This is a genomic window from Microscilla marina ATCC 23134 (genome assembly GCF_000169175.1).
Classification (GTDB): domain Bacteria; phylum Bacteroidota; class Bacteroidia; order Cytophagales; family Microscillaceae; genus Microscilla; species Microscilla marina.
This window is the reverse complement of the sequence record NZ_AAWS01000021.1, coordinates 1-26,408: the sequence shown is the minus strand read 5'-3', so window position 1 is coordinate 26,408 and position 26,408 is coordinate 1. Positions and strand designations below refer to the sequence as shown.

Annotated in this window: 23 protein-coding genes; 13 read left to right on the top strand and 10 right to left on the bottom strand. The window is 39.0% G+C overall.

The features are described from left to right. Position 1 precedes the first annotated feature (1 nt). From M23134_RS19420 to M23134_RS19395, 6 genes are all read right to left on the bottom strand, one after another. Complete coding sequence (locus M23134_RS19420; protein ID WP_002699017.1) at positions 2–868, bottom strand: MbnP family protein; 867 nt, start codon at positions 866–868, stop codon at positions 2–4. A gap of 185 nt (positions 869–1,053) precedes the next feature. Beyond that, on the bottom strand, positions 1,054–1,380 hold the full coding sequence (locus M23134_RS38505) for a hypothetical protein (protein ID WP_157558554.1): 327 nt from the start codon (positions 1,378–1,380) through the stop codon (positions 1,054–1,056). Positions 1,381–1,572: 192 nt separating this feature from the next. Then, on the bottom strand, positions 1,573–3,633 hold the full coding sequence (locus M23134_RS19410; RefSeq protein WP_045113910.1) for a tetratricopeptide repeat protein: 2,061 nt from the start codon (positions 3,631–3,633) through the stop codon (positions 1,573–1,575). A 484-nt stretch (positions 3,634–4,117) separates the two neighbouring features. Beyond that, a complete protein-coding gene (locus M23134_RS19405) occupies positions 4,118–6,181 on the bottom strand; it encodes a tetratricopeptide repeat protein (RefSeq protein ID WP_045113909.1) in 2,064 nt (687 codons plus the stop codon). Positions 6,182–6,435: 254 nt separating this feature from the next. Further along, positions 6,436–8,490, bottom strand: coding sequence for a tetratricopeptide repeat protein (locus M23134_RS19400; RefSeq protein WP_045113908.1), 2,055 nt, complete (start codon positions 8,488–8,490; stop codon positions 6,436–6,438). A gap of 355 nt (positions 8,491–8,845) precedes the next feature. Further along, the gene (locus tag M23134_RS19395) at positions 8,846–9,769 is read right to left on the bottom strand and encodes a glycerophosphodiester phosphodiesterase family protein (RefSeq protein ID WP_002699007.1); all 924 of its coding nucleotides are present in this window, start codon (positions 9,767–9,769) and stop codon (positions 8,846–8,848) included. A gap of 421 nt (positions 9,770–10,190) precedes the next feature. Between M23134_RS19395 and atpD the strand changes: the two genes are divergently transcribed. The 6 genes from atpD to M23134_RS19360 all read left to right on the top strand — a co-directional run bounded on the left by atpD (position 10,191) and on the right by M23134_RS19360 (position 15,667). Continuing rightward, the gene (atpD, locus tag M23134_RS19390; RefSeq protein ID WP_002699000.1) at positions 10,191–11,708 is read left to right on the top strand and encodes a F0F1 ATP synthase subunit beta; all 1,518 of its coding nucleotides are present in this window, start codon (positions 10,191–10,193) and stop codon (positions 11,706–11,708) included. A 112-nt stretch (positions 11,709–11,820) separates the two neighbouring features. After that, a complete protein-coding gene (gene atpC, locus M23134_RS19385) occupies positions 11,821–12,087 on the top strand; it encodes an ATP synthase F1 subunit epsilon (RefSeq protein ID WP_002698998.1) in 267 nt (88 codons plus the stop codon). A 98-nt stretch (positions 12,088–12,185) separates the two neighbouring features. Continuing rightward, on the top strand, positions 12,186–12,533 hold the full coding sequence (locus M23134_RS19380; protein ID WP_002698992.1) for a MazG nucleotide pyrophosphohydrolase domain-containing protein: 348 nt from the start codon (positions 12,186–12,188) through the stop codon (positions 12,531–12,533). 1,183 nt (positions 12,534–13,716) lie between these two features. Continuing rightward, positions 13,717–14,064 carry a hypothetical protein gene (locus tag M23134_RS19370; protein ID WP_002698989.1) on the top strand — a complete coding sequence of 116 codons (348 nt, stop codon included), beginning with the start codon at positions 13,717–13,719 and terminating at the stop codon, positions 14,062–14,064. Positions 14,065–14,341: 277 nt separating this feature from the next. Next, positions 14,342–15,340: a sodium-dependent bicarbonate transport family permease gene (locus M23134_RS19365; RefSeq protein ID WP_045113936.1), complete on the top strand. Its 999-nt coding sequence runs from the start codon at positions 14,342–14,344 to the stop codon at positions 15,338–15,340. Positions 15,341–15,352: 12 nt separating this feature from the next. Continuing rightward, entirely contained in the window at positions 15,353–15,667 is a 315-nt protein-coding gene (locus tag M23134_RS19360; protein ID WP_002698984.1) for a P-II family nitrogen regulator, read from the top strand. Between the two features lie 271 nt (positions 15,668–15,938). Here M23134_RS19360 and M23134_RS19355 read toward each other — a convergent pair whose 3' ends face one another. Continuing rightward, positions 15,939–16,418, bottom strand: a complete 480-nt coding sequence (locus M23134_RS19355; protein WP_002698982.1) for a GyrI-like domain-containing protein — start codon at positions 16,416–16,418, stop codon at positions 15,939–15,941. A gap of 756 nt (positions 16,419–17,174) precedes the next feature. On the opposite strand from M23134_RS19355, the gene M23134_RS19350 reads away from it, so the two are divergent. The 5 genes from M23134_RS19350 to M23134_RS19330 all read left to right on the top strand — a co-directional run bounded on the left by M23134_RS19350 (position 17,175) and on the right by M23134_RS19330 (position 21,903). Further along, on the top strand, positions 17,175–18,227 hold the full coding sequence (locus M23134_RS19350) for an IS110 family RNA-guided transposase (RefSeq protein WP_002697850.1): 1,053 nt from the start codon (positions 17,175–17,177) through the stop codon (positions 18,225–18,227). Between the two features lie 499 nt (positions 18,228–18,726). Continuing rightward, positions 18,727–19,380 (top strand): MBL fold metallo-hydrolase, encoded by a 654-nt coding sequence (locus M23134_RS19345; RefSeq protein WP_002698975.1) that lies wholly within the window; start codon positions 18,727–18,729, stop codon positions 19,378–19,380. Between the two features lie 15 nt (positions 19,381–19,395). Further along, entirely contained in the window at positions 19,396–19,857 is a 462-nt protein-coding gene (locus tag M23134_RS19340) for a DUF3592 domain-containing protein (protein WP_002698973.1), read from the top strand. Continuing rightward, positions 19,854–20,546, top strand: a complete 693-nt coding sequence (gene pssA, locus M23134_RS19335) for a CDP-diacylglycerol--serine O-phosphatidyltransferase (RefSeq protein WP_002698971.1) — start codon at positions 19,854–19,856, stop codon at positions 20,544–20,546. The genes M23134_RS19340 and pssA overlap by 4 nt, the downstream gene beginning before the upstream one ends. A 175-nt stretch (positions 20,547–20,721) precedes the next feature. Then, positions 20,722–21,903 carry a BamA/TamA family outer membrane protein gene (locus M23134_RS19330; protein WP_002698969.1) on the top strand — a complete coding sequence of 394 codons (1,182 nt, stop codon included), beginning with the start codon at positions 20,722–20,724 and terminating at the stop codon, positions 21,901–21,903. A 2-nt stretch (positions 21,904–21,905) separates the two neighbouring features. Here M23134_RS19330 and M23134_RS19325 read toward each other — a convergent pair whose 3' ends face one another. The 3 genes from M23134_RS19325 to M23134_RS19315 form a co-directional block, all read right to left on the bottom strand. Beyond that, complete coding sequence (locus M23134_RS19325; protein WP_002698967.1) at positions 21,906–22,820, bottom strand: DMT family transporter; 915 nt, start codon at positions 22,818–22,820, stop codon at positions 21,906–21,908. A 107-nt stretch (positions 22,821–22,927) separates the two neighbouring features. Next, positions 22,928–23,827: a site-specific tyrosine recombinase XerD gene (gene xerD / locus M23134_RS19320; protein ID WP_002698965.1), complete on the bottom strand. Its 900-nt coding sequence runs from the start codon at positions 23,825–23,827 to the stop codon at positions 22,928–22,930. Positions 23,828–24,069: 242 nt separating this feature from the next. After that, complete coding sequence (locus M23134_RS19315; RefSeq protein ID WP_002698963.1) at positions 24,070–24,663, bottom strand: NifU family protein; 594 nt, start codon at positions 24,661–24,663, stop codon at positions 24,070–24,072. Between the two features lie 496 nt (positions 24,664–25,159). On the opposite strand from M23134_RS19315, the gene M23134_RS19310 reads away from it, so the two are divergent. Together M23134_RS19310 and M23134_RS19305 are read left to right on the top strand one after the other, a co-directional pair. Next, positions 25,160–25,714, top strand: a complete 555-nt coding sequence (locus M23134_RS19310; RefSeq protein ID WP_002698962.1) for a hypothetical protein — start codon at positions 25,160–25,162, stop codon at positions 25,712–25,714. Positions 25,715–26,002: 288 nt separating this feature from the next. After that, the gene (locus M23134_RS19305) at positions 26,003–26,284 is read left to right on the top strand and encodes a GNAT family N-acetyltransferase (protein WP_002698956.1); all 282 of its coding nucleotides are present in this window, start codon (positions 26,003–26,005) and stop codon (positions 26,282–26,284) included. Positions 26,285–26,408 lie beyond the last annotated feature (124 nt).

Sequence of the window (26,408 nt, the reverse complement as noted above, 5' to 3'; positions counted from 1 at the left end):
TTTATTGGTGTACATGATGAAGTATAAAAGCATTAGATAATTGCTCTGCCAAGGGCTTGCCCAATGCTGGAGCATGGATGGCATAAGAGGTAGCAAAATCAATATTTACCCCGTCCAATACTTTCAGCGCATCTACTACGATATGTGCTTTTGGCTGAAGCTTTTCAGAAACAGTCACAGGTGAGTCTAGCGCAAGTGTTAACGTTTTTACATTGTTTACAAACTTTTGCGTTTGTCCACTGGCAGGCGCCACGTCTTTCCATCCACCTACGTGCAAGGCAAACGATTTTTCGTGTATTTTCCACCCTTCTCCTACTACTTCTTTTTGGCTTGAATTAGGCGAAGCACCTTCTATGGCAAATCCAATATAGCCCGCGTTCCAGTTCCAAAACCAAGCACCTTCTGCTGGGTCTAACACTCCACCGGCGGCACCTTCCTGCACACCGTCTTCATCTACTCCAATTGTAAAAGTAACCTTGGTATACTTTCCGGCAGGAATATTTTTAAGGGTGATCAACTGAGACGAAGAGTTGCTTTCCAATACGTGGTAGTACCCTTTTACTTCGGCAGCATTGGCACTTACATTCATTTCATCCTCATGCACAGTTCCATCTTCGGTCTCTAGTTTAATTTTACTGACGTAATATCCCATTTTGGTAATATTGAAGGTTTGCCCACTGGCAGTTTTGTAAGGGTATACAGTTCCCCCACTCTCGGTCAAATTCAATTCTTCTGAACCTACTTTATTGTCAAATTGAAGAATCATTTGTCCTGTTTCGCTGGCAGGGGTAGCAGTGTCTTCTTTTTTGCAGGCAGCAAGTAATGCTATAGATAAAATACTTATGATTAATATATTCAATGATTTCATTGCTTATTCTTTTTAGATACAGGCAAATACAAGACGGTTTTGTTCACTATTTTTTTTAATGAACCAGTCATTAGTAAATCGCCTTTATTTTTGATAAAAAAGGTGACATAGCGGGTTGAAAAGGCATACCTCTCCCTTGCTTTTTAAATAAAAACTTGAAAAACAGGGAATAGGGGAATAAAAGGTTAAGCAATGAATTGTGGGGGGTGGAAAATATCTGCAATAAACCCTTGGTGGGCAGACCGCAGATAAATGCTCTGGCGAGCAGGGAGGGCACAAATCAATGAGCGTTTTACCGAAAGTCGCTGGGCAGTGCATACAAATGTTTCACTTTTGCCTACAATTGACAAAGGAATCTGTTTTTGCTCTTTTTCTGTAGCGTCTTTTAGTTCACGCTCCAGATGACATCGACCAGCACAAGCAGACTCGGGCTCGCTACGATTAATGCATAATACTTTGGCTATAAAATCCTGGTTAATTTCAAAAGATATAACAATCCATAGCTTGCTCATGGGTTGCAAAAGCACCAGAAAAATGAGAAATATGGAAACAACTTTTTTCAATAGATTAACCTTGGTTTTTGTTTTCGAGTGCAAATGTAATGCTTTTCCCGAATTATAATAACTCCTGGTAGGTAATCCTTGCGCATGTTTTTGTTAAATTATACTATTAGCCAAACGCTTTGTATTTTTTAGATTTAGAGCTTACAGCTTTACTCCCATCAACAAAATATCATCGCGTTGCTCCGTGTCTCTCATAAACTCATCCAAATCATTGTCCAAGACTTTTTTCTGTTTATACAAAGGATACTTGCCAATCATATAGATTAACTCAAGCAGTCGTTTAGTGCCAAACTTCCGGCGGGCTACATTGTTTTGGTCGGCAAAACCATCGGAACTCAAATAAAGTTGAGTTCCTTTGTCAAACAAGTACGTTTTGGTTTCTATGACTCTTTTGTCTTGATAGGTAAGCCCTATTGAAACCCTGCTACCCTCTACTACCTGTAAGCGTGAGCAATCTTTGGTCATATACCACAATGGACGCTTGGCACCAGCAAAGGCTACTTTCACCTTGCCATCACTCTGATCCTCTACGGCTATCAATCCAGCATCCATTCCATCCTTGTTGCGGGTTTCTTCCTGGCTCAACGCTTTTTTCACTTCGAGCCTTAGCCTGGTGAGCACTTCTCCAGGGTTGGTTACTTTCTTAGTTTTTATAATTTCATTCAGCAAAGCAAAACCAATCATACTCATAAACGCCCCTGGCACTCCGTGTCCGGTGCAATCAATGGCACCCAAAATACGGGTATTGCCTACTTTGCCTGCCCAGTAAAAATCGCCCGACACTACATCGCGTGGACGGTAAATCACAAAGTATTGCTCAAACATTTGCTTGATGCGTTCTTCCTGAGGAAGGATTGCCTCTTGAATAGTTTTGGCAGCTTGAATGCTTTGGGTAATGTGTCGGTTTTGTAGCTCTATAGAATCATGTTGAGCCCGTATTTCTTCTTGTTGGGCGTGTAACTCTTTGTTTTGCACAACAATCTCGTAATTTTTCTCTGCAATTTCCTGGTTTCTGTTTTGTAACAGGTGGTTGGCTTTTTTCTTACGAAGGTTGCCCCTAACCAAGGCTGTAATCAAGCCACCCAGTAGTACTATAGCCGCAAACAAGGCATACACCAAACTTTGCCTTAAGCGGTGTTCTTTTTGTGCCTGCTGCAGCAATTGTATGTCTTTATCTTTTAGGTCAAGCTCTACTTGCTGTTTTTCTAATTGATGACTATACCTCAACGCATCCAACTGGTTTCCTCTTTGTTCATTCAAAAAATCTTCGAGCGTGCTCACGTATTGTTGCTGATAGTAGTAAGCCTTGACATAGTTTTTTTGTTTTTCGTAGGCTTGCTGCAACAAGCGGGCAGTACGATACATGATAGGCTTTGCCATTATTTCTGAGGCGTGTTGCCAGGTATCAGTTGCCTGCCTGATTACTTCCTGTGTCTTGTTTTGTTGTAAATAAATGGCAGACATGTCGTTTTGTACACTACACATTCCACGTATGTCCTGATTGACCACGTCCTGCCTGAGTGCCTTGCCTAAATACAGCATTGCTTCTTTGTATTTATGTTGAACTCCATACAATACACCAATCCGTTGCAGTGGGGCACTTAGATCGGCTTTTGCTGCTTTCATTTTTTTTCTAAGATCAAGGGCTTTAAAAAAAGCAGTCAATGCTTCGTCATACTTCCCTTCTTGCTGTAGCACTTCGCCAAGCCTCAAGTAACCATAGGCCTCTCCCCGATCATTTTTAAGTTGGACAAACAGGTCGATGGCACGTTGTATATTTTTCCGGGCATCCAACAAGTTACCCTGCCTCCCCAACAAGTCGCCAATATTGTTATAACAATATGCTTTTTGGTCGATCACCTGGTGTTGTTGGGCAAGGGTGAGCGCTTTATAATGATAACGCATTGCTTGAGAGTAGTCTCCCAAATTACGATAAATAATTCCTACATAATTATTTGCTTGCGCCAATGCTTGTGGATTCCCTGACTTGCGAATCAAAGCGATGTGTTGTAAACCATAACTCAGGGCTTTTTTTAAGTCTGAATTACGAAGTTGCCAGGTAAGCTTGCTTAAAATATCTATTCGATGGGAGGTTTTTTGAGTAGTAGGCAACAGTTTTTCCAAACTATCAGTGCTGAGGCTTCGCGCCTCTACATTACAAACAGTAATCAGGGTTAAGATAATAATAAGCTGGATCTTCATAATAAATGGGTAATAATAGCTGTATGGTGTGTAACCAGTACACACCTTGGTAGTTAGTTATCAAATTATTTGACAGTCTTTGGGTTAGGTAAAGGCTGTCTTTATTTTATACATTGTGTCACCAACGATTGAAAGAATATTTCAATTTCCTTTTGATGTAGCTTTGCTTAAATTTCGCTCATTTTATAGCAAAAAGTCAAAAAACAAGGGTATACAATAGGTAAACATCCCATTATTTTAGATTTACAGATAAGTCAAACTTACTGAGAGTCAGCAAGGTATATTACAAAATTATTTTTCAATAATTGACCAGTATGGCTTGCTTGCCTTTGCTCATATCTTCTGTAAGTATAGCATATAGTGCTTTTTCACACAATTTAATCCGCTTATTTGGGCAAAAAACGCTCCCAAAACCCTTATTTTGATCATAAAAAAGCACTTGTCCATTATGACCTTGTTTAATGTATAAAATGCTCAAAACATATTATAACCTCACTCCCATCAGCAAAATATCATCGCGTTGTTCAGTACTCGTCATAAAATCATCTAACACTTTATCCAATGCTTGTTTTTGCTCAGATAAATCTTTATTACTTATGGTATAAATCAATTCGGTGAGTCTTTTCACTCCAAACTTTCGACGATCTACATTGTTTTGGTCAGCAAAGCCATCTGAGCTCAAATAAAGTAAGGTACCTTTGTCAAATATATAAGTGCGGTTTTCAATCACTCTTTTGTCCATATAAGCCTGCCCTATTGATACCCTACTGCCATCTATTATTTCTACACTTTCACTCTCTTTAGTAATATACCACAAAGGGCGCTTGGCACCAGAAAACTCCAGCTTTACCTTGCCATCAGGCTGGTCTTCCACAGCTATTATTCCAGCGTCCATTCCGTCTTTGTTGTGGGTTTCTTCTTGTCGCAAAGCTTTTTTTACTTCCTGCCTCAGGTAGGTTAGTACTTGTCCTGGATGGGTGATCTTTTTTGTATTGATGATTTCATTCAACAACGCAAATCCAATCATACTCATAAAAGCCCCGGGCACCCCGTGTCCAGTACAATCAATGGCACCCAAAATGCGGGTGTTATCTACCCGCCCTGCCCAATAAAAATCACCTGAAACCACGTCGCGTGGACGATAAAGCACAAAATACTGTTCAAACATTTGCTTGATGCGTGTTTCCTGAGGCAAAATGGCTTCCTGAATGGTTTTGGCAGCTTTAATGCTTTGGGTGATGTGGTGATTTCGACGCTCTATGGTATCATGCTGGACACGTATTTCTTCTTGTTGAGCCTGTAACTCTTTGTTTTGAACAATGATTTCCTGACTCTTCTCTGCAATTTCCTGGTTCCTGTTTTGTAATAAATGATTGGCTTTTTTCTTGCGCATGTTACCCCTAAAAAGTACTGTAATCAGGCAAGCCAATAAAAATATACCTATCAACAGTGCATACACCAGCCCTCGCCTTAATCGATGTTCTTTTTGTGCCTGCTGCAATAATTGAATGTCTTTGTCTTTTAGGTCTAGTGCTACCTGTTGCTTATCCAATTGATGACTGTACTTAAGTGCATCTAGTTGATTGCCTCTCTGCTCATTTAAAAAATCTTCCAAGGTATTAATATATAGCTGTTGATAATAATAGGCCTTAGTATAGTTTTGTTGCTTTTCATAAGCTTTTTGCAATAGGCGAGCACTTCGATACATAATTGGTTTTGCCGTTACTTCTGAGGCTTTTTTCCAGGTTTTGGTTGCCTGGCTGATCACCTCTTTCGTATTATTTTGCTGCAAATAAATGGCTGATATATCATTTTGTAAGCTGCAAATACCCAAAATATCATTTTTAGTCTCATACTGCCTCAACACCTTGCTCAAATACAACATGGCTTCTTTATACTTACCTTGCACACTATACAATACTCCAATACGATGCAATGGCGCACTCAAGTCAGCCTGTTTGACATCCATCTTTTTTCTGATGGTGAGCGCTTTCAAAAAAGCCTTTAAAGCCTTCTGATAATGCTGTTGCTTTTGCAATACCTCTCCCAACCTTAGGTACCCATAAGCCTCCCCTTTTTTGTTTTTGAGGCGGACAAATAGGTCAATCGCTCGTTTTATATTCGTTGTTGCATCAGAGAAATGATTTTGCCGTTGAAGTATATCCCCAATATTATTGTAAGAATAAGCTTCTTGAATGAGTACCTGATGCTTTTTTGCCAATTTTAGTGCTTTATAATGATAGATTATTGCCTGAGAATAATCTCCCAAATTGCGGTAGATCACCCCCACGTAACCATTTGCCTGGGGCAATTCTTTTTTGTATATAGATTGTTGGATTAAAGCTATGTTGCGTAAACCATAATGCAGGGCTTTTTTCAGATTAGAGTAACGAAATTGCCAGGTAAGTTTGCTCAAAATGGCGATTTGTTGAGAAGTATCAGTGGTGAGAGGCAATAGTTTTTCCAAACTATCTGTTTTTGCGCTTTGGGCTTGCAGGTTGTCATAACCAAACATAAGGATAAAAATGACAGTAAACAGGAGTCTCATAGTTGTATCGTTCTTGTTTAACTTGTACTTACAGCATAGATAAAATGCTCTTGAAGCAATTTGTGCTTAGGTAATGTCATTCCTACTTAGGAGCTAGAGTACTAGTTCACCACATCAACCTATCTACACATTAGTTCTTTAATTTACTAAAAGTAAACCAAACACTTGGCATATATGCCCATACAATTCAACAAAAAACAATCCTAAAATACCCTCAATCCTCTAACTTTCGCCTCCTGAACTGCCCCGAACAGTCACAACTTTACTCCCATTAGCAAAATATCATCGCGTTGCTCGGTACCTGCCATAAACTCATCTAACGCCTCATCCAATGCTTGTTTTTGCTCAGATAAATCTTGATTACTTAAGGTATAAATCAATTCGGTAAGCCTTTTCACTCCAAATTTATCACGGGTTACCTTGTTTTGGTCAACAAAACCATCGGAACTTAAATAAAGTAAAGTACCCTTATCTAGTATATACGTGTTATTTTCAATGGCTCTTTTATTCTTATAAGTAAGCCCTATCGACACCCTGCTCCCCTCTACTACTTGCATGGCGTCACTATCTTTGGTAATATACCACAAGGGGCGCTTGGCACCCGCAAAATCTACCTTTACCTTGCCATCAGGCTGGTCTTCTATGGCTACCAGCCCAGCATCCATTCCATCCCGGTTGAGGGTTTCGTCTTGTTTTAAAGCTTGTTTAACCTCAAGCCTAAGCATAGTGAGTATTTCTGCAGGGTTGGTTATTTTCTTTGTATTGATAATTTCATTCAGCAAAGCAAAACCAATCAAACTCATAAACGCCCCTGGCACTCCGTGTCCGGTACAATCAATGGCACCCAAAATACGGGTATTGCCTACCTTGCCTGCCCAATAAAAATCGCCCGACACCACATCACGGGGGCGATAAAGTACAAAGTATTGGGCAAACATTTGCTTGATGCGCACTTGTTGGGGCAAGATAGCTTCCTGAATAGTTTTGGCGGCTTGAATACTTTGGGTAATGTGTCGGTTTCGCAGTTCTATAGCGTTGTGTTGTGCCTGTATTTCCTCTTGCTGAATATGCAACTCTCGATTTTGCACAACAATCTCATGGTTTTTCTCCGCAATCTCCTGATTTCTGTTTTGCAATAAACGATTGGCTTTTTTCTTACGAAGGTTGCCCCTAACCAAGGCGGTAATCAAGCCACCCAATAATACTATAGCCGCAAACAAGGCATACACCAAACTCTGCCTCAAACGATGCTCTTTTTGCGCCTGCTTTAACAACTGTATGTTCTTGTCTTTTAGGTCAAGCTCTACCTGTTGCTTTTCTAATTGATGGCTAAACTTGAGGGCATCCAGTTGGGTACCTCTTTGTTCATTCAAAAAATCTTCGAGCGTCTTGATATATTGTTTTTGATAGTAGTAAGCTTTGATATAGTTATTTTGCTTTTCGTAGGCTTGTTGTAACAGGCGAGCGGTTTTATACATAATAGGCTTTGCCATTATCTCAGAGGCTTTTTGCCAGGTTTTGGTGGCTTGCCTGATCACTTTTTGGGGGTTATTTTGCTGTAAATAAATAGCAGACATGTCATTCTGCACATTGCACACCCCCAGAATATCCTGTGTAATTATATCCTGGTTGAGTGCTTTATTTAAGTACAATATAGCCTCCTTATATTTGCCTTGTTTGCTATATATGTTACCTATGCGTTGCAACACAGTGCTCACGTCTGCATTGGGTTGACTTTTAATCTCAAGCACCTTAAAAAAAACCTCCAGAGCCTCTCGATAACGTTTTTGCTTTTTAAAAACTTCACCCAATCTTAAGTACCCATAGGCTTGCCCTTTTTTATGGTTGAGTTGGGTAAACAGGTCAATGGCCTTTTGTATGTTAGTGATCGCGGCTGAAAAATGATTTTGCCGCTGAAGCACGTCTCCTATATTGTTATAAGAATAAGCTTCCCGACTAACTATCTTATACCGTTTTGCCAGTTTTAGTGCTTTATAATGGTATGCCATTGACTGTGAGTAATCGCCCAGATTGCGGTAAATTATGCCTACATAACCGTAAGTATCTGGCAACTTTTCGGGGTACTGAGATTGCTGAATCAAAGCTATATTGCGTAAGCCGTAGTCTAACGATTTTTTCAGGTCTGAATTACGGAACTCCCAGGTAAGTGCATCTAAAATAGCTATTTTCTGAACAGTATCGGTGGTAATAGACAACAGGTTTTCCAAACTATCTGTTTTTGTGTTTTGGGCTTGCGAGTTGCCATAACCAAACATAAAGGCAAAGGTGATAATAAACAGAAGTCTCATAGTTTTATAATTCTTATCGAAATTGCACTTATTGCATACAGGCAATAATCAGAGCATAAACCAACACCTACCAAATGGTGCTGCCTCTTCTGATAAAATGACCTACAATGAACTTAGTAAAAGAATGGTTCATATAACGACGGTTCAAATGTAGGTGCTTTGCCCCCTACATCTATATTTACCTAAATTTATCAAAATTCAAGTAAACATCCCCTTTTTCGGATGTATATGTTTGCCTATGCCCTTTTGGTGTGCTTGTCATTTCAATACAGAATACTACCACAAGCGTTTATAAAAACTACGATGATGTCTGTTCAACTAACAGATAAAGTGTTTGTTGAAGGAAATTATCCGCTTACTTAATTTGCCCCGGATAGTCGGTGATTAAACCGTCCACTCCCATTTTTTTAAGTGTATCTGCTGTTTCTTGTGTATTCACAGTCCAGGGAATTACCTGAATTTGCCGGGCGTGTGCTTGAGCAATTAATTGAGGAGTGACTAATTGATAATAGGGGCTGTATACAGCTGGAGCAAACCCCAACTTTTGCAGGTTTTCTTCAAAGCTTAACTTATTGCTTACCAATAGAACCAGCTTTGATTGGGGGTTCAACTTTTTGAATGCCTGCAGGGTACGTATATCAAACGATTGAATAAAGGCACGGTGTAAAACGTTCAATTTACTCAACTCTTTGAACAACAAACGGGCAAATACTGTTGGGGCAGGGTGATAAGTGCTATCCCATTCGGGGCGCGACTTGGTTTCTATATTATAATACACATTGCGTATACCACGACTGTGTACGTAGGCCTCTATAGCACGAATAGCAATTGACAAGGCAGGTTTAGATACTTTGCGTTTCTTCTGTTCTTTGAAGTTAGGATTGCCCAAACTACCACAATCACACTTACGTACCTGTGCCATAGTCATTTGGTAAATGTTCCATTTCTTTTCATCTGCTTCAGCTATAGCTTTGCCCGCAGTATCTAAACATATGGTATGATTTAAAAAAGGCTCGTGTGATACTACCAACTGACTATCGGCGCTTACTACTACATCTAACTCTATAGTGCGCACTCCGCGGTTTACTGCTTCTAAAAATGCAGGGAGCGTGTTTTCGGGGTAAAACCCACGAGCGCCCCGGTGTCCTTGCAAATCAAACACTTTACTTATTCTATCTACCGACGTAGTATCATGTTGGGTTTGTTGGTCAGATTTGGTCACATTACAAGCAGTGAACATAAACAGTGCAATGCTTAAAAAAGCGAGTAGTTTAGTCATTGGTGTATATAATAGTATTGTGGGTGATGAGAAATAATGCCCGCAATTTTCAATTTTATTGTGAAGCAATCAAGGCATCATACAAATTAACTAATGAAAGGTCAAGTTGTTGATTTTTAGCCCAAACTCTTTTTTAGGTCAAAAACCAAGGCTCATTAGCTCAAAACAGGGTGTTGCAACGGGTGAAGCAAGCAGGATAGTATGCACTTCCAAAGATTTTTTTATAATAATGACGGTATTGCAGGTAATTTGCTCAAAAAATCTACCTTAGAAACGTTATTTTTTATAAGTTTGCGGCTGAATTAATATAACAAAGCCTATAGCTATTGGTAAAGCTAGCTTTATCCATTAGTTTTGTGTCTATATATATTATCTCAAACTTTTAGTTAGATTGTAATTTTAACCTTATAAATAAAAATCAATGGCAAACGTTGGTAAAATTACGCAAGTAATCGGTCCCGTAGTAGACGTTAGTTTTACAGATGAAAAGAGTCATCTACCTAAAATATTGAATGCCCTTGAAGTAACCAAAGAAAATGGACAGGTAGTGATTTTGGAATGTCAGCAACACCTTGGTGAAGACACCGTCCGTACCATTGCGATGGAAGGTACTGAGGGCTTACAAAGAGGAATGGATGTAACTGACAAAGAAGGTCCTATTTCTATGCCTACTGGCGATGGAATCAAAGGCAGACTGTTTAATGTGGTAGGTGAAGCCATTGACGGTATTGAAAACCCCAAAACTGATCGTCGCGTGTCTATCCACCGTGCTGCTCCTACCTTTGATCAGTTGACTACTGAAACTGAGGTACTTTTTACAGGTATTAAAGTAATTGACTTACTCGAGCCTTATGCCAAAGGAGGTAAAATTGGTTTGTTTGGTGGTGCTGGAGTAGGTAAAACCGTATTGATCCAGGAATTGATCAACAACATTGCAAAAGCTTATGCAGGGGTTTCTGTATTTGCTGGTGTAGGTGAGCGTACTCGTGAAGGTAACGATTTGCTTCGTGAGATGATCGAATCAGGAATTGTAAACTACGGTGAAGAATTTGAAAAGGCATTGCATGAAGGTGGTTGGCCTTTAGACAAAATTGACCGCGAAAAGTTGAAAGAATCAAAAGCAACTTTCGTATTTGGTCAAATGAACGAACCTCCAGGGGCACGTGCTCGTGTAGCCCTTTCAGGGTTAAGTATTGCTGAGTACTTCCGTGATGGTGATGGTACTGGCAAAGGAAACGATATTCTTTTCTTTATTGATAACATCTTCCGCTTTACTCAGGCTGGTTCTGAGGTATCGGCTCTTTTAGGTCGTATGCCTTCTGCGGTAGGTTACCAACCAACACTTGCCACTGAGATGGGTGTAATGCAGGAACGTATTACTTCTACCAAGCGTGGTTCTATTACTTCCGTACAAGCGATTTATGTACCTGCGGATGACTTGACTGACCCTGCTCCTGCAACTACATTTGCTCACTTGGATGCAACCACGGTACTTTCTCGTAAATTAGCTTCTCTTGGTATTTACCCTGCGGTAGACCCACTGGATTCTACTTCTCGTATCTTGACTGCTGACATTTTGGGTGAAGAGCACTATAACATTGCTCAGCGAGTAAAAGAAACTCTACAACGTTACAACGAACTTCAGGATATCATTGCGATTCTTGGTTTGGATGAACTTTCTGACGATGACCGTAAGGTAGTAAACAAAGCTCGTCGTATCCAACGTTTCTTGTCTCAGCCTTTCCACGTTGCTGAGCAATTTACTGGTTTGACTGGTGCATTGGTAGACATTAAAGATACTATCAAAGGATTTAAGATGTTACTTGATGATGATTCTTTGTTGAAGTACCCAGAACCTGCGTTCAACTTGAAAGGTACTATCGAAGAAGCCATTGAAGCAGGCGAACAAATGCTTAAAGAAGCCGCCGAGCGTTCATAACCATTCTTATATTCATATTAAAAGGGTGCTTGTATGAGCACCCTTCATTATTTTTCAAAGCACATTTGATCACCAGGAGTCTCACCTCCCTTTATTCTAAAAAAGTCAAATTATGCAAGTAAAAATCATCACTCCTGACAAAACTGCTTTTGAAGGAGAAGCACAAGCCATTACTTTTCCAGGAAATAGTGGAGAGTTTGAAGTACTAGACCAACACGCAGCCATGATCAGTTTGCTAAAAAAGGGCAACATGCGTTTGAAAGCAGGCGGCAAAGACCAAAACTTTAACATTGATGGTGGTGTAGTAGAAGTGCTCAACAACAAAGTAGTTGTTTTGGTTGAGTCTATCGAAGATGCTCAACAAGGTGTAGAGGCCTAGCCAAACCGAAAATATAAAAAATGATGCTCTATCATATTTAGTAGCATCATTTTTAGCTTTAGCCCTTTTGCCTCACTTATAGATACTTACTAAAAACTATGGCTCACCTGAAAGACAAACCTACTCTGGCCGATTTGCAACAATACATGGATGCAGTATGTACAGAGCGAGGCTGGAACAAAAATAACCCGTTAGAGACATTCCTACTTTTTTCGGAAGAGGTAGGCGAACTTGCCAAAGCCATTCGTAACCAACGTGGTTTGTATCAGGAAGCAGCCAAAGCACACCAAAAGCCCTCTTCTACAAAACAAGCATTAGAGGAAGAGTTTGCTGATGTATTGGGGTACATATTCGACCTTGCCAATCACTTTGAGGTAGATTTAGAAAAAGCTTTTCGTGCCAAAGAAGCGATCAATGAACAAAGAGACTGGGGCAAGTCTAAATAACTGCTCAAATATTTACTTCCCTGCAATTTCTCCCCTTCTTTTATATTTTTTATTTAATAAGTGAAGCCACACAGACCTACTTGTTTTGATGGTTATATGGCTTTATTGCTAAATGGTTGGGCTACGCATTGCGCAACAATAGAAACACGTGACCTTCAGAAAACTGTGTAACTTGAGTTAATAAGTGATTGCCTTTTTTTGTATTTTTCAAAAACCACCAAGGCGCTTTATTTTTTAGCCGCTTCTACTTTCAATACTCCGCAGTGATTTTAGTCAAAGTTGTTTGCTGGTTATCAGTCATTGATGAATTTAAAAACTATTTAATTGGGTGTTTAGGCATACAACCGAAACACCTTTAAAAATAAAGTGAGTACGCAATCTTAATATAAAATACTGGTTTACAGCATTTAACAAGGTGTACATTTACTCGAATCAGCTATGGACTATCGACTAAATACTATGGACTATTGACTTTATCATCTCGCGATTTTCTTTGAATATCCACCATATATTGACAAACATATAAAGAATGTTTACTTTTTATGCTTAAAAATAAAATGTGATTTAAGTCACATTTATAACAAACTATAATCACAAAATACCGTAACTAATCTACTTTTAGTTACTCATTAAAACTTGTTCCTTTGTATCAATGCTTAGGAAAAGACACATATTGTCACTTTTGGGGTCTATACTCATCATTGCTTCTCTATTCAGCGAGTTGCACCCATTGCTGCCAAAAGACACAGATAATATTGTAAAGCGTGAGCTGGAAGAAAAGCTAAAAGAACAACTTGCAGACGTTAAGGCTCAAGTTAAAACTTTAGGGTCTGGCTCTGGTGATAATCATTCTGCTATATTTTTTGCACCTACTCTTTGGGTTGGTATACCAAGGTTCAACACCTGCAAGCTCCCTGCTTACACCACCATTGCTCAACACTCCTCTCCGCTTCCTCTGTTTTTATTGTACTGTTCTTTTAAGGTACATTGCTAACTCTTTCTCTGTTTCATAGCCCAGTACCGGGCTTTCCCAAAACCTCTGTATTTTTTTATTTACAGTACCTTGCATCTATACACACGAGTGTAGGTATACTGGTACTACAATTATAGCCATATATAAGATTGTCAACGATGATTTTATCTTTTGTGTGTGGCTCAAAATTACGCATCCATGTCTCATAAAATGTACATATCATATATACTAGGGCTCATTTTCACCTTGCTTCCTATTATGAATGGGGCACCTTGCCTGTGGATAGAGGCTTTAGATAACATTGAGGAAAGAGAGCTGGAAGAAAAGCGTCAGAAAGGCAACAAAATAATTAAAGAAGGAGACACAAGACAACACAGTGGAGGAGGGAATAGTGATGACTTTGTGAGTGCATATTCATATTATTTGCCAGAAAGGCAGTCCACCCCCATTCCTTTTTGTGCACGCAACACAGGGCAAGGTGCCCATCACCGCCATAAAAAAGGGCAAAAGATTGCCTTATTTCTACGATATTGTTCCCTTAAAATCTACTGTAGCTAACTGCTCACTACTCCTTCCGAATGCTCCTATCAATTGAGCATTTATCTATCTTTTTGTACAGGTGCTTGTTTGTAAGAACCAAGGCAGAATTAAATATACCTAATGAGTAGGTGTAACAACCATATTATGAATGAGTTACCCTTACTTGTCGCTTATAGCTAATTACTTGCTACTACTTACCACCACCTTATTTTGCTTTTTTTTTTGCTGGATTCAGGCAAACATCAACTCAACCAGCCTACTGATAAACTTTCACACTTATAAACTGAAAAAAATCATGGATATTCATTTAGCCATTGCCAATATATTATCGCCACCTGTGCTTTTCTTTTTTTTAGGAATGGTGGCAGTTTGGGTAAAATCTGATCTTGAAATACCTAAAGCGCTTTCTAAGTTTTTCTCCCTTTATTTATTACTCGACATAGGGTTTCATGGAGGGTATGAACTCCACCACAACGGTTTTTCGTGGAACATAGTCGGAATTTTAGGCACCTGCTTTTTGATGGCTTCTATTGTGCCTTTGTACGCATTTTTTATTCTCAAACGCAAATTTGACACTGCCAACGCTGCTGCTATTGCGGCCACTTTTGGTTCTATCAGTGCCGTTACTTTTATTACAGGGATTGCGTTTTTAGAGTCCGCAAAAATTTCGTATGGAGGCTATATGGTGGCAGGTATGGCATTGATGGAGTCGCCCGCCATTATTATTGGTGTCATTCTGTTTCAAGTATTCAAAAGCAAAGAAGCTACAGCTACTCTCAACGGCAACAACAAGGGAGTATACCAACGTCCAAAATGGGGTAAAATATTGAACGATGCTTTTTTCAATGGTTCAGTGCTATTATTGGTAGGGGCACTTATCATTGGTATTATTACCGGAGATGCAGGCTGGAAAGCTTTTAAACCTTTTGATGCAATTTTTAAAGGCATCCTGACTTTTTACTTACTTGACAATGGCATTGTAGCTGCTAGTCGCCTAAAATCACTCAAAGGTTCGGCAGGCTTTCTCATTGGGTTCAGCATATTGCTGCCTGTGTTCAATGCTACAATAGCTATTTTTGTGTCCAACCATCTACTATTTCTTGGCGAAGGCGACGCCCTTCTGTTTACTATACTGGCTGCCAGTGCATCTTATATAGCAGTACCCGCTGCTATGCGCCTGGCAATACCAGAATCTAATCCGGCTTTTACCATCCCAGTGTCATTGGGTATTGTGTTTCCATTCAATGTAATAGTAGGCATCCCTTTATACTTTTATTTAATACACCTCATTTAAAAATAAAATACGATGAAGTTTGAACAAAGAAAAAAAATAGAAATTCTAATCGAAGCAGTCAAGCTAGACAGCGTCATTTATCAGTTAGAAGAAATAGGCGTGCCGGGGTATACTGTGGTGGGCAACATTTCGGGCAAAGGTGCCAATGGAGTACTAGACCATAATTGTAAGGCCAAAGTATTTGAGAACACCTACATTTTTACCGTTTGTACAGCAGCACAAGCCACTAAAGTATTAGAGTATTTAGATGAGGTACTACATTATTTTTCGGGGGCATGTTTTATATCTGATGTACAAGTGCTCAATACCACCAAGCATAAAAAATAAACCTGATGATTTTTTATGTGAAGTATTTTAGCCTATAAAAAAATGGAATCAAATCACCTGCTGACGCGTCCTCACGTGTGATTATCCAGCCAATTCAACAATGTTGGAAGGTCTTAAAGACAAAAATCTGCACAAGACAAACACAAGGGTACACGTGTCAGCAAGGATTTTTTTTGGGTGTTGAATATAGTTTTAGTCAGGGCAATCACTCCGATAAACCGCAAACTTCTACTGCATTACCGTCAGGAAATAACGCCCATATAAGCAACAGTTACGTTATCGGTATCCATACTTCTTCTTCTGCGTTGGGGTCAGTGGGTACGTAGCCTTCGGGCAATAGCTCAAAATGTGGGCGTTGGTCAAGTGTATACGCAGATTTAGGCAGCCACTCGCCAAAAATATAATCAAAAGTAGGTTTAAAGGCACTGGCGGGTCCTTTATGAATAAAAACAGCGTATTTGCCTGAAGGCAATGTAAATGCGTGCATACCTTTGGGTACATTTTCAAAGCTACTTACTTCTACCGCTGCCCATTTGGTAAAAACAGTGTGTGGAGTAAAGTTTTGCATAGAAAAACCTGGTGCATATACTTGCATAGAGTAAAAACTTTGCCCTACCCGTTGGTGTACTTCCTGACGGCGCGGCATAAATTGTTGCCAAAGTGATTGTGTTTTGTTGTCTATCAGCGACAGGTCTGTATGCATGCCTATAAGTTTACATTCGGGTATTTCTGTAATACTTGGGGGGGTCATTTTACATTAATTTAATAAATGATTTGAGAAGAGTTTACCCACACAGGTTTTATCACTTATGTGGATGTAAGATAACACCTTGAACAATTGGGTAAAGTATCATCCATCTTATTTAAGTAGCAACAAGTAATTAGCTATAAGTCCTTAGATACCGATGTATATCAGTGCTACAAATAAGGGTAACTTATTAGGTATATTTAATTCTACCTCGGTACTTAATAAAAATATACTAGTGCTTTGGGAACTAAGTAGTTTATACATTATTTCGAGTTTATTTTGGTGGCTGTCAAACCTTCAAAAAACGAGCATAGCCTAAGCTATGTGAGTTTTTTTAGGTGAAGTCAGCAGGCAAAAGAAGCCGAAAGGTGTGAAAGGAATTTAGTACCCGGAGCACTAGTACTCCAGACACCAAATATGTAAAGCACTATTTCGCTTCCCCAAATCAAGTTCGGGACTTATACCTTTGTATTAAATAAAAAAAGTACAATATAACGTTAACAATAAAAGCCTAAATAACAGGTAGTCAACAGATCAATAAACTCTTTTTCTATAAAGGGGACTAAGTACTATCATACGATAGATACAGACTCGTAGATATATGCTACCTGTTTTTCTACTCCGAAATAGAATTAAGTATCTAAGGCATAAATGCGTTTTATAGCCCGCGTTCTAATAAGTAACATTGAGTAAGATAGGCTTCAATAAATGGTATGGTTCCCCCGATAAATCGGGAATTTCAACTTAAATGGTGGATAAATGAAAAAACACTCATACATTCAAATGGGTCTGGGCATGGACATAGCAAAATCGGATTTTAGTGCTTGTATCATGGGTTTTGAGGGTAAAAAGAAATACAAGGTTTTAGCCAGTTCCAAGTTCTCTAATACCCCCTCTGGCTTTGAGAAATATTGGAGCTGGAGTCAAAAACACTTGGGCAAGCATGACTGTGAAGATATAGAATACTTAATGGAGGCTACTGGGGTTTATCATGAAAATTTGGCGTGGTTTCTCTATGACAAATCTGTAAAGGTTGTTGTCGCCTTGCCTAGCCAGGCAAAGGACTTTATGAAGGGCGAAGGGATTCGGAGTAAAACTGATAAAATAGATGCTCAAGGGTTAGCTAAAATGGTTCTAGTCAAAGACTTAAGGGCCTGGCAACCAATATCTTCCTCTATGCAGGCATTACGTTCTCTTACCCGTCACCACGAAACTATACAAAAAGACCTTACTCAAAGTCGGAATCGCTTACATGCGCTTGATTATAGTCATAACCCTGATAAGTTTGTTGCCAAACAACTCAAAGCTCAGATTAAGTTCCTCGAGAAACAACGAGATCAAACACATGATCAAATAGAAGCTACAGTCAAAGAAGATGAAAAGCTGCATGAAAAAATAAAACATTTAACCAGTATTCATGGGGTTGGCTTGCTTACCGCAGCAGTAGTTGTCGCCGAAACTAATGGTTTTGAGCTATTTACAAGTGAAAAGCAGCTTACCAGTTATGCCGGGTACGATATTGTGGAAAACGAATCGGGCACCCGCAAAGGAAAAACAAAGATTTCAAAACAGGGAAATGCTCACATAAGGCGTATTTTATGTATGCCAGCATTTAACGCTATAAATGTTGAGGGTGTTTTTCTGAATTTGTACAACCGGGTTTTTGAGAGAACTAAAGAGAAAATGAAAGGCTACACTGCAGTACAACGGAAGCTCTTGTGTATGATGTACACATTATGGAAAAAAGATGAGGACTTTGATTACAGCATTAATAACAAAACTGTAGAAGAGCAAAATGCCCTCCTACACTAGGTAACTGCTAAAGCAGCTCCTTTTGGGTTAATGCAAATATAACCAGTTGTTGGTATATATTCAAAATCTTAAAATATTTATATTAAATTATTTGTTTTTTAAGATAGTATCTATGAGCTTTTGCTCTTTAAAAATATCGCGTAACTAAGGTTCCGATAGACATCGAAATTCAGAAAACAAACTCTGCTAGTTCCCTGCGGGATAAATTTTAAAGATCGTCAAAGAACAAAACCGAGCTTTTCGCGAGCTCAACGTAATTAATCTAACCAAATTGTTAACCTACTTAGAAACTATAGTACTAGGGCGAAGCCAGTGAAAATTTCTGAAAGTTTTTGGGTTCATATTTTTTGCGTCGTTGAATTGGGTTGTCAAAAACTACACAGCTTTGCTCCTGAGTATCGCACGAAAGTCGCCTATCCTTACCAGAAGTAACTATACACATTAACTTCTCCAAATTTATATTAACTTGCGCTCATATTTGCAAAAAACATTAAGACTTATGATTCAGATTCAAAAATTCACTTTCAATCCTTTTCAGGAAAACACTTTTGTACTATATGACGAAACCAAGGAGGCAGTAATCATAGACCCTGGTTGCAACTCGTCGAGCGAACACAAAGTATTGACTGATTTTATTGAGCAAAATGAACTGAAAGTAGTCAAACTATTAAATACCCACTGCCACATAGACCACGTATTTGGCAATCAGTTTATCAAAGATAAATACAAGGTGCAGTTACACATGCATCAGTTAGATGTACCTACTTTACAAGCAGCAAAAACAGCCTCTGATATTTATCAAATCAAGCCATTTATTGAGTCTACTCCAGATGTTTTTGTGAGCGAAGAAGACACCATTGAATTTGGTAACTCCAGCCTGGAAATTTTATTTGTACCTGGACACGCCCCTGGACATATTGCTTTTTTGAATCGTGCTCAAAAGTTTGTGATCAATGGTGATGTGCTATTTAAAGGCAGTGTTGGGCGCACCGATTTCCCTGGCTGCAGTCACGAAGACCTAGTCAATAGTATTCGCACTAAAATGTACGCATTAGACGATGATGTAACAGTGTATACCGGGCATGGACCTGAAACAACCATAGGGTACGAAAAACAATTTAACCCTTTTGTAAACCTTCAAAACATTGGCTAACCTGTCATTTAGAAAATGAAAAAGAAACGCCCTCCTTTTTTTTGGACAATAGTGATATTGGCCATATTTGCCGTATTTTCGTGGTCAGCAGCTGCATTTTTTTATTTCACACAAAAGCAATTTGTAAATAAAGCGGTCAAAACACAAGGAAGAATCATTGCCTACAAAAAACAACGCAAGGTATACCGCCCTGTAGTACAGTATATAACAGCAAAGAAAGATACCATCATACATACCGCTGCTTTGGGCAAAACCGATACTACTCTCATTCCAAAGGGGAGCTCACTCAACTTGTTGTACTTACCCCAAAAACCCCAGATCGTCAAAGTCAACGACTTTTGGCAACTGTGGTTTCAGCCTCTGGTGATTGGTGGTTTTGGTTCTGCACCTTTGCTATTTATATTATTTTTGCGTTGGGTGCTGGTGCCCAAAAATCACGCTCAACAAGAAGAAAAAGAAATACTTGATAAGCTATGAAACAACATATTCCTAATATGATTACCTGTGGCAACGTGCTTTGTGGTTGTGTAGGTATAGTAGCCGCCAGTCAGGGTAAGCTCATCGAGGCAGTTTACTTTATATTGGCAGGAATGGTATTTGACTTTGCCGATGGATTGGCAGCACGCTTGCTACGGGCATATTCTGACATAGGCAAACAACTTGATTCGCTCGCTGACATGGTCACTTTTGGCGTATTGCCAGGAATGGTGCTGTTTCAATTACTTGCCCAAAATGAGCCAAAATGGGCAGCTTATGGGGGCTTTTTATTGACTATTTTTTCGGCATTGCGGTTGGCAAAATTCAATATAGACACCCGTCAAACCGATTCATTTATAGGTCTTCCTACACCCTCAGCGGCTTTATTTGTAGGTTCTTTGCCGCTCATCATTCACCAACAACCAGCTTACAAAACCTTTATTGAACAACCCGTTACTTTGTTTGCTGTAACAATTTTCTTGTCTTTTTTGTTAGTAGCAGAGTTACCGTTGTTTTCACTTAAGTTCAAAAATTTTGGCTGGGCTGATAATAAAATCAGGTATATATTTATGTTTTTGTCGGTATTACTTTTTGTACTATTTAAGTTTTTAGCGATTCCGTTTATTTTATTAATGTATGTTTTACTTTCTTTCTTGTCGTCAGTAACAAAAGCAAAGGTAAAAGCATAAAAGCGTTAATTTTTCTGCTAATTTTGCTCCTTATTTACGTTAATATCGTAGGTTAATATATACAATACATACTCTTATGCCATTATACTGGTCTAGATAGTAAGCATACAACCACAAAACGCTTGGTATTTTTAATATTGATGAGATGGTATAATCCTTAGAATCTAACTGCCCTATGGGTATTATCAGAAAAACGCTTCATACAATCACCGCAATCTTACTTACCATACAAGTAGGTCTTGCTCAAGACACACTGTCTACCCCTGCTGACTCTTCATCAAGGATCGGTCGTGTATACACGCAGGCTTTAGTAGATTCCTACACCCCCGTCAAGAAAAAAGAAAAAAAGAAAAATGGCTTTTTAGCTTCTCCTTTCATTTTTTATAAACCTGATACAGAATTAATTTTTGGAGGGCTGGGTATTTATTACTTTCGCCTGGGCACCAAAAACAGGGCAAATAAAGAAACACGTTTATCGTATGCTCAAGCTATTTTTGAGTACACACTCAACAACCAGGTGGATATTCAAGCTGGGTGGAATATATTTTTACCCAATGAATCATATATATCCAAAGGTTTTTTCAGGTTTAAGGTATACCCTGATTTGTTTTATGGGGTAGGCAATAATACCAAACAACACAATGAGTTGTCGTATGTACATAATACGCTTATTTTTAACACATCTTTGGCAAAAAAGCTCGCGCCCAACGTTTTTCTTGGTTTAGAATACCGCTATGCCAATACTTACAATATCAATTTTGAAAACTCGACCTCTGAGGTATTAGACAACGTACCAGGTATTTCTGGAGGACTTAACTCAGGGCTTGGGCTCATTTTTACCATCGACAAACGCGACAATGTTGTCAATGCTACTAAGGGTTTTTTGTTGGAAGTCTCAAAATACAACTACAACTCCAAACTTGGCAGCACTTTCAACTATTCTAATGTTAACTTTACTTTTAATAAGTATTTTGACCTCGGCAACAAACAGGTATTGGCTACCAATACTGTAGCTAACCTTAACTCAGGTGATCCCTCGTTTCTTTTTATGGCTTTTGCCGGAGGCGAAAAGATTCTGAGAAGTTATGCCATGAACCGTTTTCGGGATAAAAACTTTGTAGGCACCCAAATAGAATACCGCCGTCATTTATTCTGGCGTTTAGGTATGGTAGGCTTTGCTGGCATAGGCGATGTTTTTGATCAAACCAGTGATTTTTCATGGAGCAAAGCCAAGTACTCTTATGGTATAGGGCTTAGGTTTATGATAAACAAGCAAGAAAACATGAACTTCCGTTTAGATTATGGACGAGGACGCGACAGTCAGGCAGTGTATATGACTGTTACTGAGGCATTTTAACTCTATTTTCGGTTGACAAGCCACACCCCCAGAATAGTAATTGTCATGCCTATGTAATGACTAGGGAGTATCTCCTCTTTATCTAATACCCCTAAAATAATAGCCACCAATGGAATCAAATAGGTCACTGAGCTGGCAAAAATAGGGTTGGTCATTTGCAACAGTCTGTTGAATAAAACCAACGCTATAGCAGTACCTGCTATGCCTAATATAGCAATGTATACCAAAGCTAAAACACTTCCCTCTTTGTGGGTATAAATGGTGGTAAAGTCAGAGGCAAATAAATATACTAAAGCAAATGGTCCTACCAGGCTGATAGAAAACACTGATATATCCAACGACTTCATATCATGGAGATAGTGCTTGATATAGTTGAGGTTGAACCCATAACACACAGTAGCTGCAATGGCAAACAAAGCATAAGCATTGAAACTCACCCCTCCGTTGGCATTTGTAAAGATCAAGCAAATAATGCCCACAAAACCTATCAAAATACCTATTACTTTTGTTCTGACAGTTTTTTGGCGAAAAATAACTACACCCAAAACCAAAGCTGACATAGGAGTAAGTGCATTTAACACGCCAGTAATGGCACTGTCTACGTGGGTTTGTGCCAATGGAAACAAAAAGGCTGGAATAAAAACACCTACCAACCCTGACACAAACAAAGCTTTCCATTTATTTTTGGGCACTTTTCGGAAACGAACCACCGCTAAACCTACCAAAAAAATAAAGGCAAAACCTACCCTCAAAGCCGCTACCTGTAGGGGTGGATAGACCAACAAGCCTTTTTTCATTAAGATAAAAGAACTGCCCCATACTATGGCGAGCAAAATAAGAATTGCCCAAGCCAGCATTTTTTGCCGCCCCAAAAGCAGGGGTGCTTCATCTTTTGGTTTTAGTGTAGTGTTTGACATACCATCTGTTATTAGTGTATAAGTAAATCTACTCAAATGATTGTAACCGTTTTGGATGGTAAAATAGTTCTAAAAACAAATGATATTATTAGAGAAAGTAATAGTTTTTAGCTTCTGGGGTGAAATTCGAGCAAGGTCTGACGCAAAATGTCCTGGTCTAAACGCTTGTATATTTCGGTAGTGGTAATATTTTCATGCCCCAACATTTCTTGTACAGCTTTGATGTTGGCTCCGCCTAATATAAGATGAGTAGCAAAAGAATGACGAAAGGTATGTGGGCTGATGTTTTTTTTGATGTCGGCAAGAAGTGCAACCTCTTTGATGATCATAAATACCATTACCCTGGATATTTTGGTACCTCGGCGATTTAAAAACACAAAATCTTCGTTGTTGGGTTTTACAGGTACATTGCTTCGTATATTTTCTATGTAGCTGATCAAGTAACGGGCTGCTTCCCGACCAATAGGAACAAAACGCTCTTTGTTGGCTTTACCTATAATTCTCAAAAAACCTATATCAAGGTACAGGTTACTAATTTTGAGTTCTATCAACTCTGTTACCCTCAAACCAGAGCTATACAATACCTCAATCATTGCCCGATTGCGGGCACCTTCTGGGGTAGACAAATCTATTACCGCCAACAAATCTTCTATTTCTTGCAGGCTCAATACGTCGGGTATTTTTCGGTCAATTCGGGGAGTGTGTACGTTTACACTAGGGTCACGCTCTATGGTTTCTTCGAGCATCAGGTATTTGTAAAAAGCTTTGATCCCTGATAGTATTCTTGCTTGCGAACTAGCTGCAATGCCTAACTTGGCAAGGTATGACAAAAACTTTTTGATATGGTCTGCTTTTACCTCGGCAGGAAGTATACTGAGGCCTGCCATCTCCAGATAATCGCTGAACTTTTGAATATCGTGTAAATAAGCTTCCAGAGAATTTTCTGACAAGCTTCTTTCCAGCTTAAGGTAAGTACCAAACTCTTTTATGTAGGATTGCCAACCCAAGTTGCTAATTTTTTGAGTAATTGAATAAACAGCTAGGTTTAAAGGTACAAACGAAACTATTGACTATCAAAATTTTACCAAATTAAAAAGGGAGCGACAGCTTCTTGTCCTCCCTTAGTAAAATAAAAAAATAAAGTAATCCCAAAGAAGGCAGTCTCTGTTTGTTTCGCCTTGCGGAATCTCTGTTTGAAGAGTACAACAATCAGAGGCGAAGTTCAGTGGGTAAGGTGAGTTTTGTAGTTTTACACACCTTCTGCTACTACCTCTTTTACATCTTCGGGCAACATACGTTTAAGCAAGTTTTCGATGCCTGACTTAAGGGTAACCATAGAAGAAGGGCAGCCGCTGCAAGAGCCCTGCAAAAGTACTTTTACAGTACCGTTTTCATAAGAATGAAAATTGATGGCTCCGCCATCAGACTCTACCGCCGGGCGCACATACTCCTCGAGAATACCTTTGATTTTACGATCTATTTCAGGTTCATCTTTATTCAACTCTTTATCGTATTCATCCTGAATATCTTGAGTCAACAAAGGTTTTTGCTCTTCAAGGTAGCCCTGCAAAAACTCTTTTACCTCACCCGCCACGTCATGCCAATCAGCCTCCTCTTTTTTGGTTACTGTTACAAAGTTGCTCATCATAAACACCCGGTCTACATAGCTAAACTTACTGAATAGCTCGGTCGCCAATGGCGACTGTTGGGCAGTTTCGGCATCCGGGAAGTCAAACGTAGTACCATCGGGCACCAACATATAGTTGATGACATATTTCAGAGAATTAGGGTTTGGGTTTGACTCTGTGTATATAGTAGTATATTTTGGAGTTGCTTGTTTCATATTTTATCCAGCTTAATATTTTATATTAACTATGAAAACACAAAAATAAGGTTTTTAGTTTGAACTCTCCTCAACTTTTGCCTTCAGATAACAGGCAGGGCTACTCTACCCTACTATTTTCCGCTCTAATTTGTGTCCTCACAACCGAGTTTACGAGTCCTTAGATACCATATCGGTACTCAAAAAAACAGCTTATTTTAGAGTTTCGATTGGTTTAAAAGGATACTCCCTAACCACAAGCTCAGAGTTGTGAACCGAACTTGTATTCGGAGGAGCAGGCAAGGGCGGTATTTTAAAAAATACTGGGTAGCATAAGGCAGGGCATAATTTCATATTGGGATACCCACCTTGACAAGAAAAACACAAAGAGGAGTCTAAAAAAAATGGTATTTTTATGAAAAGTGGTAACTTAGGGCGTTCAATGACAGATAAAAAAGGGATTGAAACGGTTTTGGCAAGTAAAGGCAGTAAGTAACTCTACAACAAAGATTAAGCAATGAACAAAATACCATTACTATCTACTTTGATATATTTCGTGCTTTTTATGGCAGCTATATTTTTGGCCATCCGATTGAATAATATTTGGGACACCTACCAGCATCACAACAAAGCCCAGGTGATATTTAAAGATATTATTGCAGAAGTGAAACAAAACCAAGCCTTGCTCAACACCAGTCAACCCAAAAATAACCAATTGCTCCGTAACATCCGTCAACACCTTAAAGACTCTGTCTTATCTATTTCTAAACTTAGGTTTGCCCCAGTGTATTTAAAATACACTGCTTGGAACACTTCTCGTTACCTACAAATGCCTCGACACTGGCAACCTGACATTCTTTATAATGTAAGCCAGATGTATGAGTTTCAGCAACTGCACAAAGAGCATACCCAGGCTTTATCTCGCATGGTACGCTCTATAGCTTTTTATGAGCATCAGCAATTACGAACAAGTTTAGATGCTTTTGAGGCAAATTTGAGTGTGTTGTGCAATATAGACACTCAACTGCAAGCGCTTTATAAAACTTTTTTGTTAGTACATCCTACGCAATAGCACTTTTTTAGTCTAATCATTTTAAGCTAGTCAAATATTTATTATTATTACATAAGCAATCCTACAAAAATAAATTGCCATTGCAGCACTGTGTTTTTACAGATTGCTTACACTCAAGCTTTTAATATTTTGATGCAAGCTTGAGGTATTATGTGACATTTATTCAACACTTACCTATATATCAAATAATTAATGACTTCAAATTTTGCTAATTCAGAAATATTAATTGAGTCAGAAAGAGTAAAGTTGGTTTCGACTCAAAAAAACGATGTGTATAAAATTATGAGTATGGAAACTCATAGTGACAATAAACCTTACCTGACTCCTTACTCTTACCAACGGCATGGGCAAGTAATAAACAATGAAGATGAGCTTCATGTTTCTATTTGGCATGCAAAAAACAATGAGTTGCTCGGTTTTGCTATTCTTGCGGGGTTGTCTAACCCCAATCAAGTCTTGGAATGTCGCCGCATTGTCATCAATAAAAAAGGGCAGGGTTTTGGTCACGAAACCATCCAATTGCTCAAAAAATATTGCTTTGAGGAGCTCAATACCACAAGTTTTGGTTAGATGCACTAGAGGGCACCAACGTGCCATTCATTTGTATGAGTTGATGGTTTAAAAAGATGGATATTGAGAGAGCATGTAAAAAAGAACAGGCACCATCTCTGATTTGTTCTCTATGCTGCTCTGA

Coding starts and splice junctions, on each gene's coding strand:
- M23134_RS19420 (WP_002699017.1), bottom strand. CDS start 868: ATGAAATCATTGAATATATTAATCATAAGTATTTTATCTATAGCATTA.
- M23134_RS38505 (WP_157558554.1), bottom strand. CDS start 1,380: ATGAGCAAGCTATGGATTGTTATATCTTTTGAAATTAACCAGGATTTT.
- M23134_RS19410 (WP_045113910.1), bottom strand. CDS start 3,633: ATGAAGATCCAGCTTATTATTATCTTAACCCTGATTACTGTTTGTAAT.
- M23134_RS19405 (WP_045113909.1), bottom strand. CDS start 6,181: ATGAGACTCCTGTTTACTGTCATTTTTATCCTTATGTTTGGTTATGAC.
- M23134_RS19400 (WP_045113908.1), bottom strand. CDS start 8,490: ATGAGACTTCTGTTTATTATCACCTTTGCCTTTATGTTTGGTTATGGC.
- M23134_RS19395 (WP_002699007.1), bottom strand. CDS start 9,769: ATGACTAAACTACTCGCTTTTTTAAGCATTGCACTGTTTATGTTCACT.
- atpD (WP_002699000.1), top strand. CDS start 10,191: ATGGCAAACGTTGGTAAAATTACGCAAGTAATCGGTCCCGTAGTAGAC.
- atpC (WP_002698998.1), top strand. CDS start 11,821: ATGCAAGTAAAAATCATCACTCCTGACAAAACTGCTTTTGAAGGAGAA.
- M23134_RS19380 (WP_002698992.1), top strand. CDS start 12,186: ATGGCTCACCTGAAAGACAAACCTACTCTGGCCGATTTGCAACAATAC.
- M23134_RS19370 (WP_002698989.1), top strand. CDS start 13,717: ATGTACATATCATATATACTAGGGCTCATTTTCACCTTGCTTCCTATT.
- M23134_RS19365 (WP_045113936.1), top strand. CDS start 14,342: ATGGATATTCATTTAGCCATTGCCAATATATTATCGCCACCTGTGCTT.
- M23134_RS19360 (WP_002698984.1), top strand. CDS start 15,353: ATGAAGTTTGAACAAAGAAAAAAAATAGAAATTCTAATCGAAGCAGTC.
- M23134_RS19355 (WP_002698982.1), bottom strand. CDS start 16,418: ATGACCCCCCCAAGTATTACAGAAATACCCGAATGTAAACTTATAGGC.
- M23134_RS19350 (WP_002697850.1), top strand. CDS start 17,175: ATGAAAAAACACTCATACATTCAAATGGGTCTGGGCATGGACATAGCA.
- M23134_RS19345 (WP_002698975.1), top strand. CDS start 18,727: ATGATTCAGATTCAAAAATTCACTTTCAATCCTTTTCAGGAAAACACT.
- M23134_RS19340 (WP_002698973.1), top strand. CDS start 19,396: ATGAAAAAGAAACGCCCTCCTTTTTTTTGGACAATAGTGATATTGGCC.
- pssA (WP_002698971.1), top strand. CDS start 19,854: ATGAAACAACATATTCCTAATATGATTACCTGTGGCAACGTGCTTTGT.
- M23134_RS19330 (WP_002698969.1), top strand. CDS start 20,722: ATGGGTATTATCAGAAAAACGCTTCATACAATCACCGCAATCTTACTT.
- M23134_RS19325 (WP_002698967.1), bottom strand. CDS start 22,820: ATGTCAAACACTACACTAAAACCAAAAGATGAAGCACCCCTGCTTTTG.
- M23134_RS19315 (WP_002698963.1), bottom strand. CDS start 24,663: ATGAAACAAGCAACTCCAAAATATACTACTATATACACAGAGTCAAAC.
- M23134_RS19310 (WP_002698962.1), top strand. CDS start 25,160: ATGAACAAAATACCATTACTATCTACTTTGATATATTTCGTGCTTTTT.
- M23134_RS19305 (WP_002698956.1), top strand. CDS start 26,003: ATGGAAACTCATAGTGACAATAAACCTTACCTGACTCCTTACTCTTAC.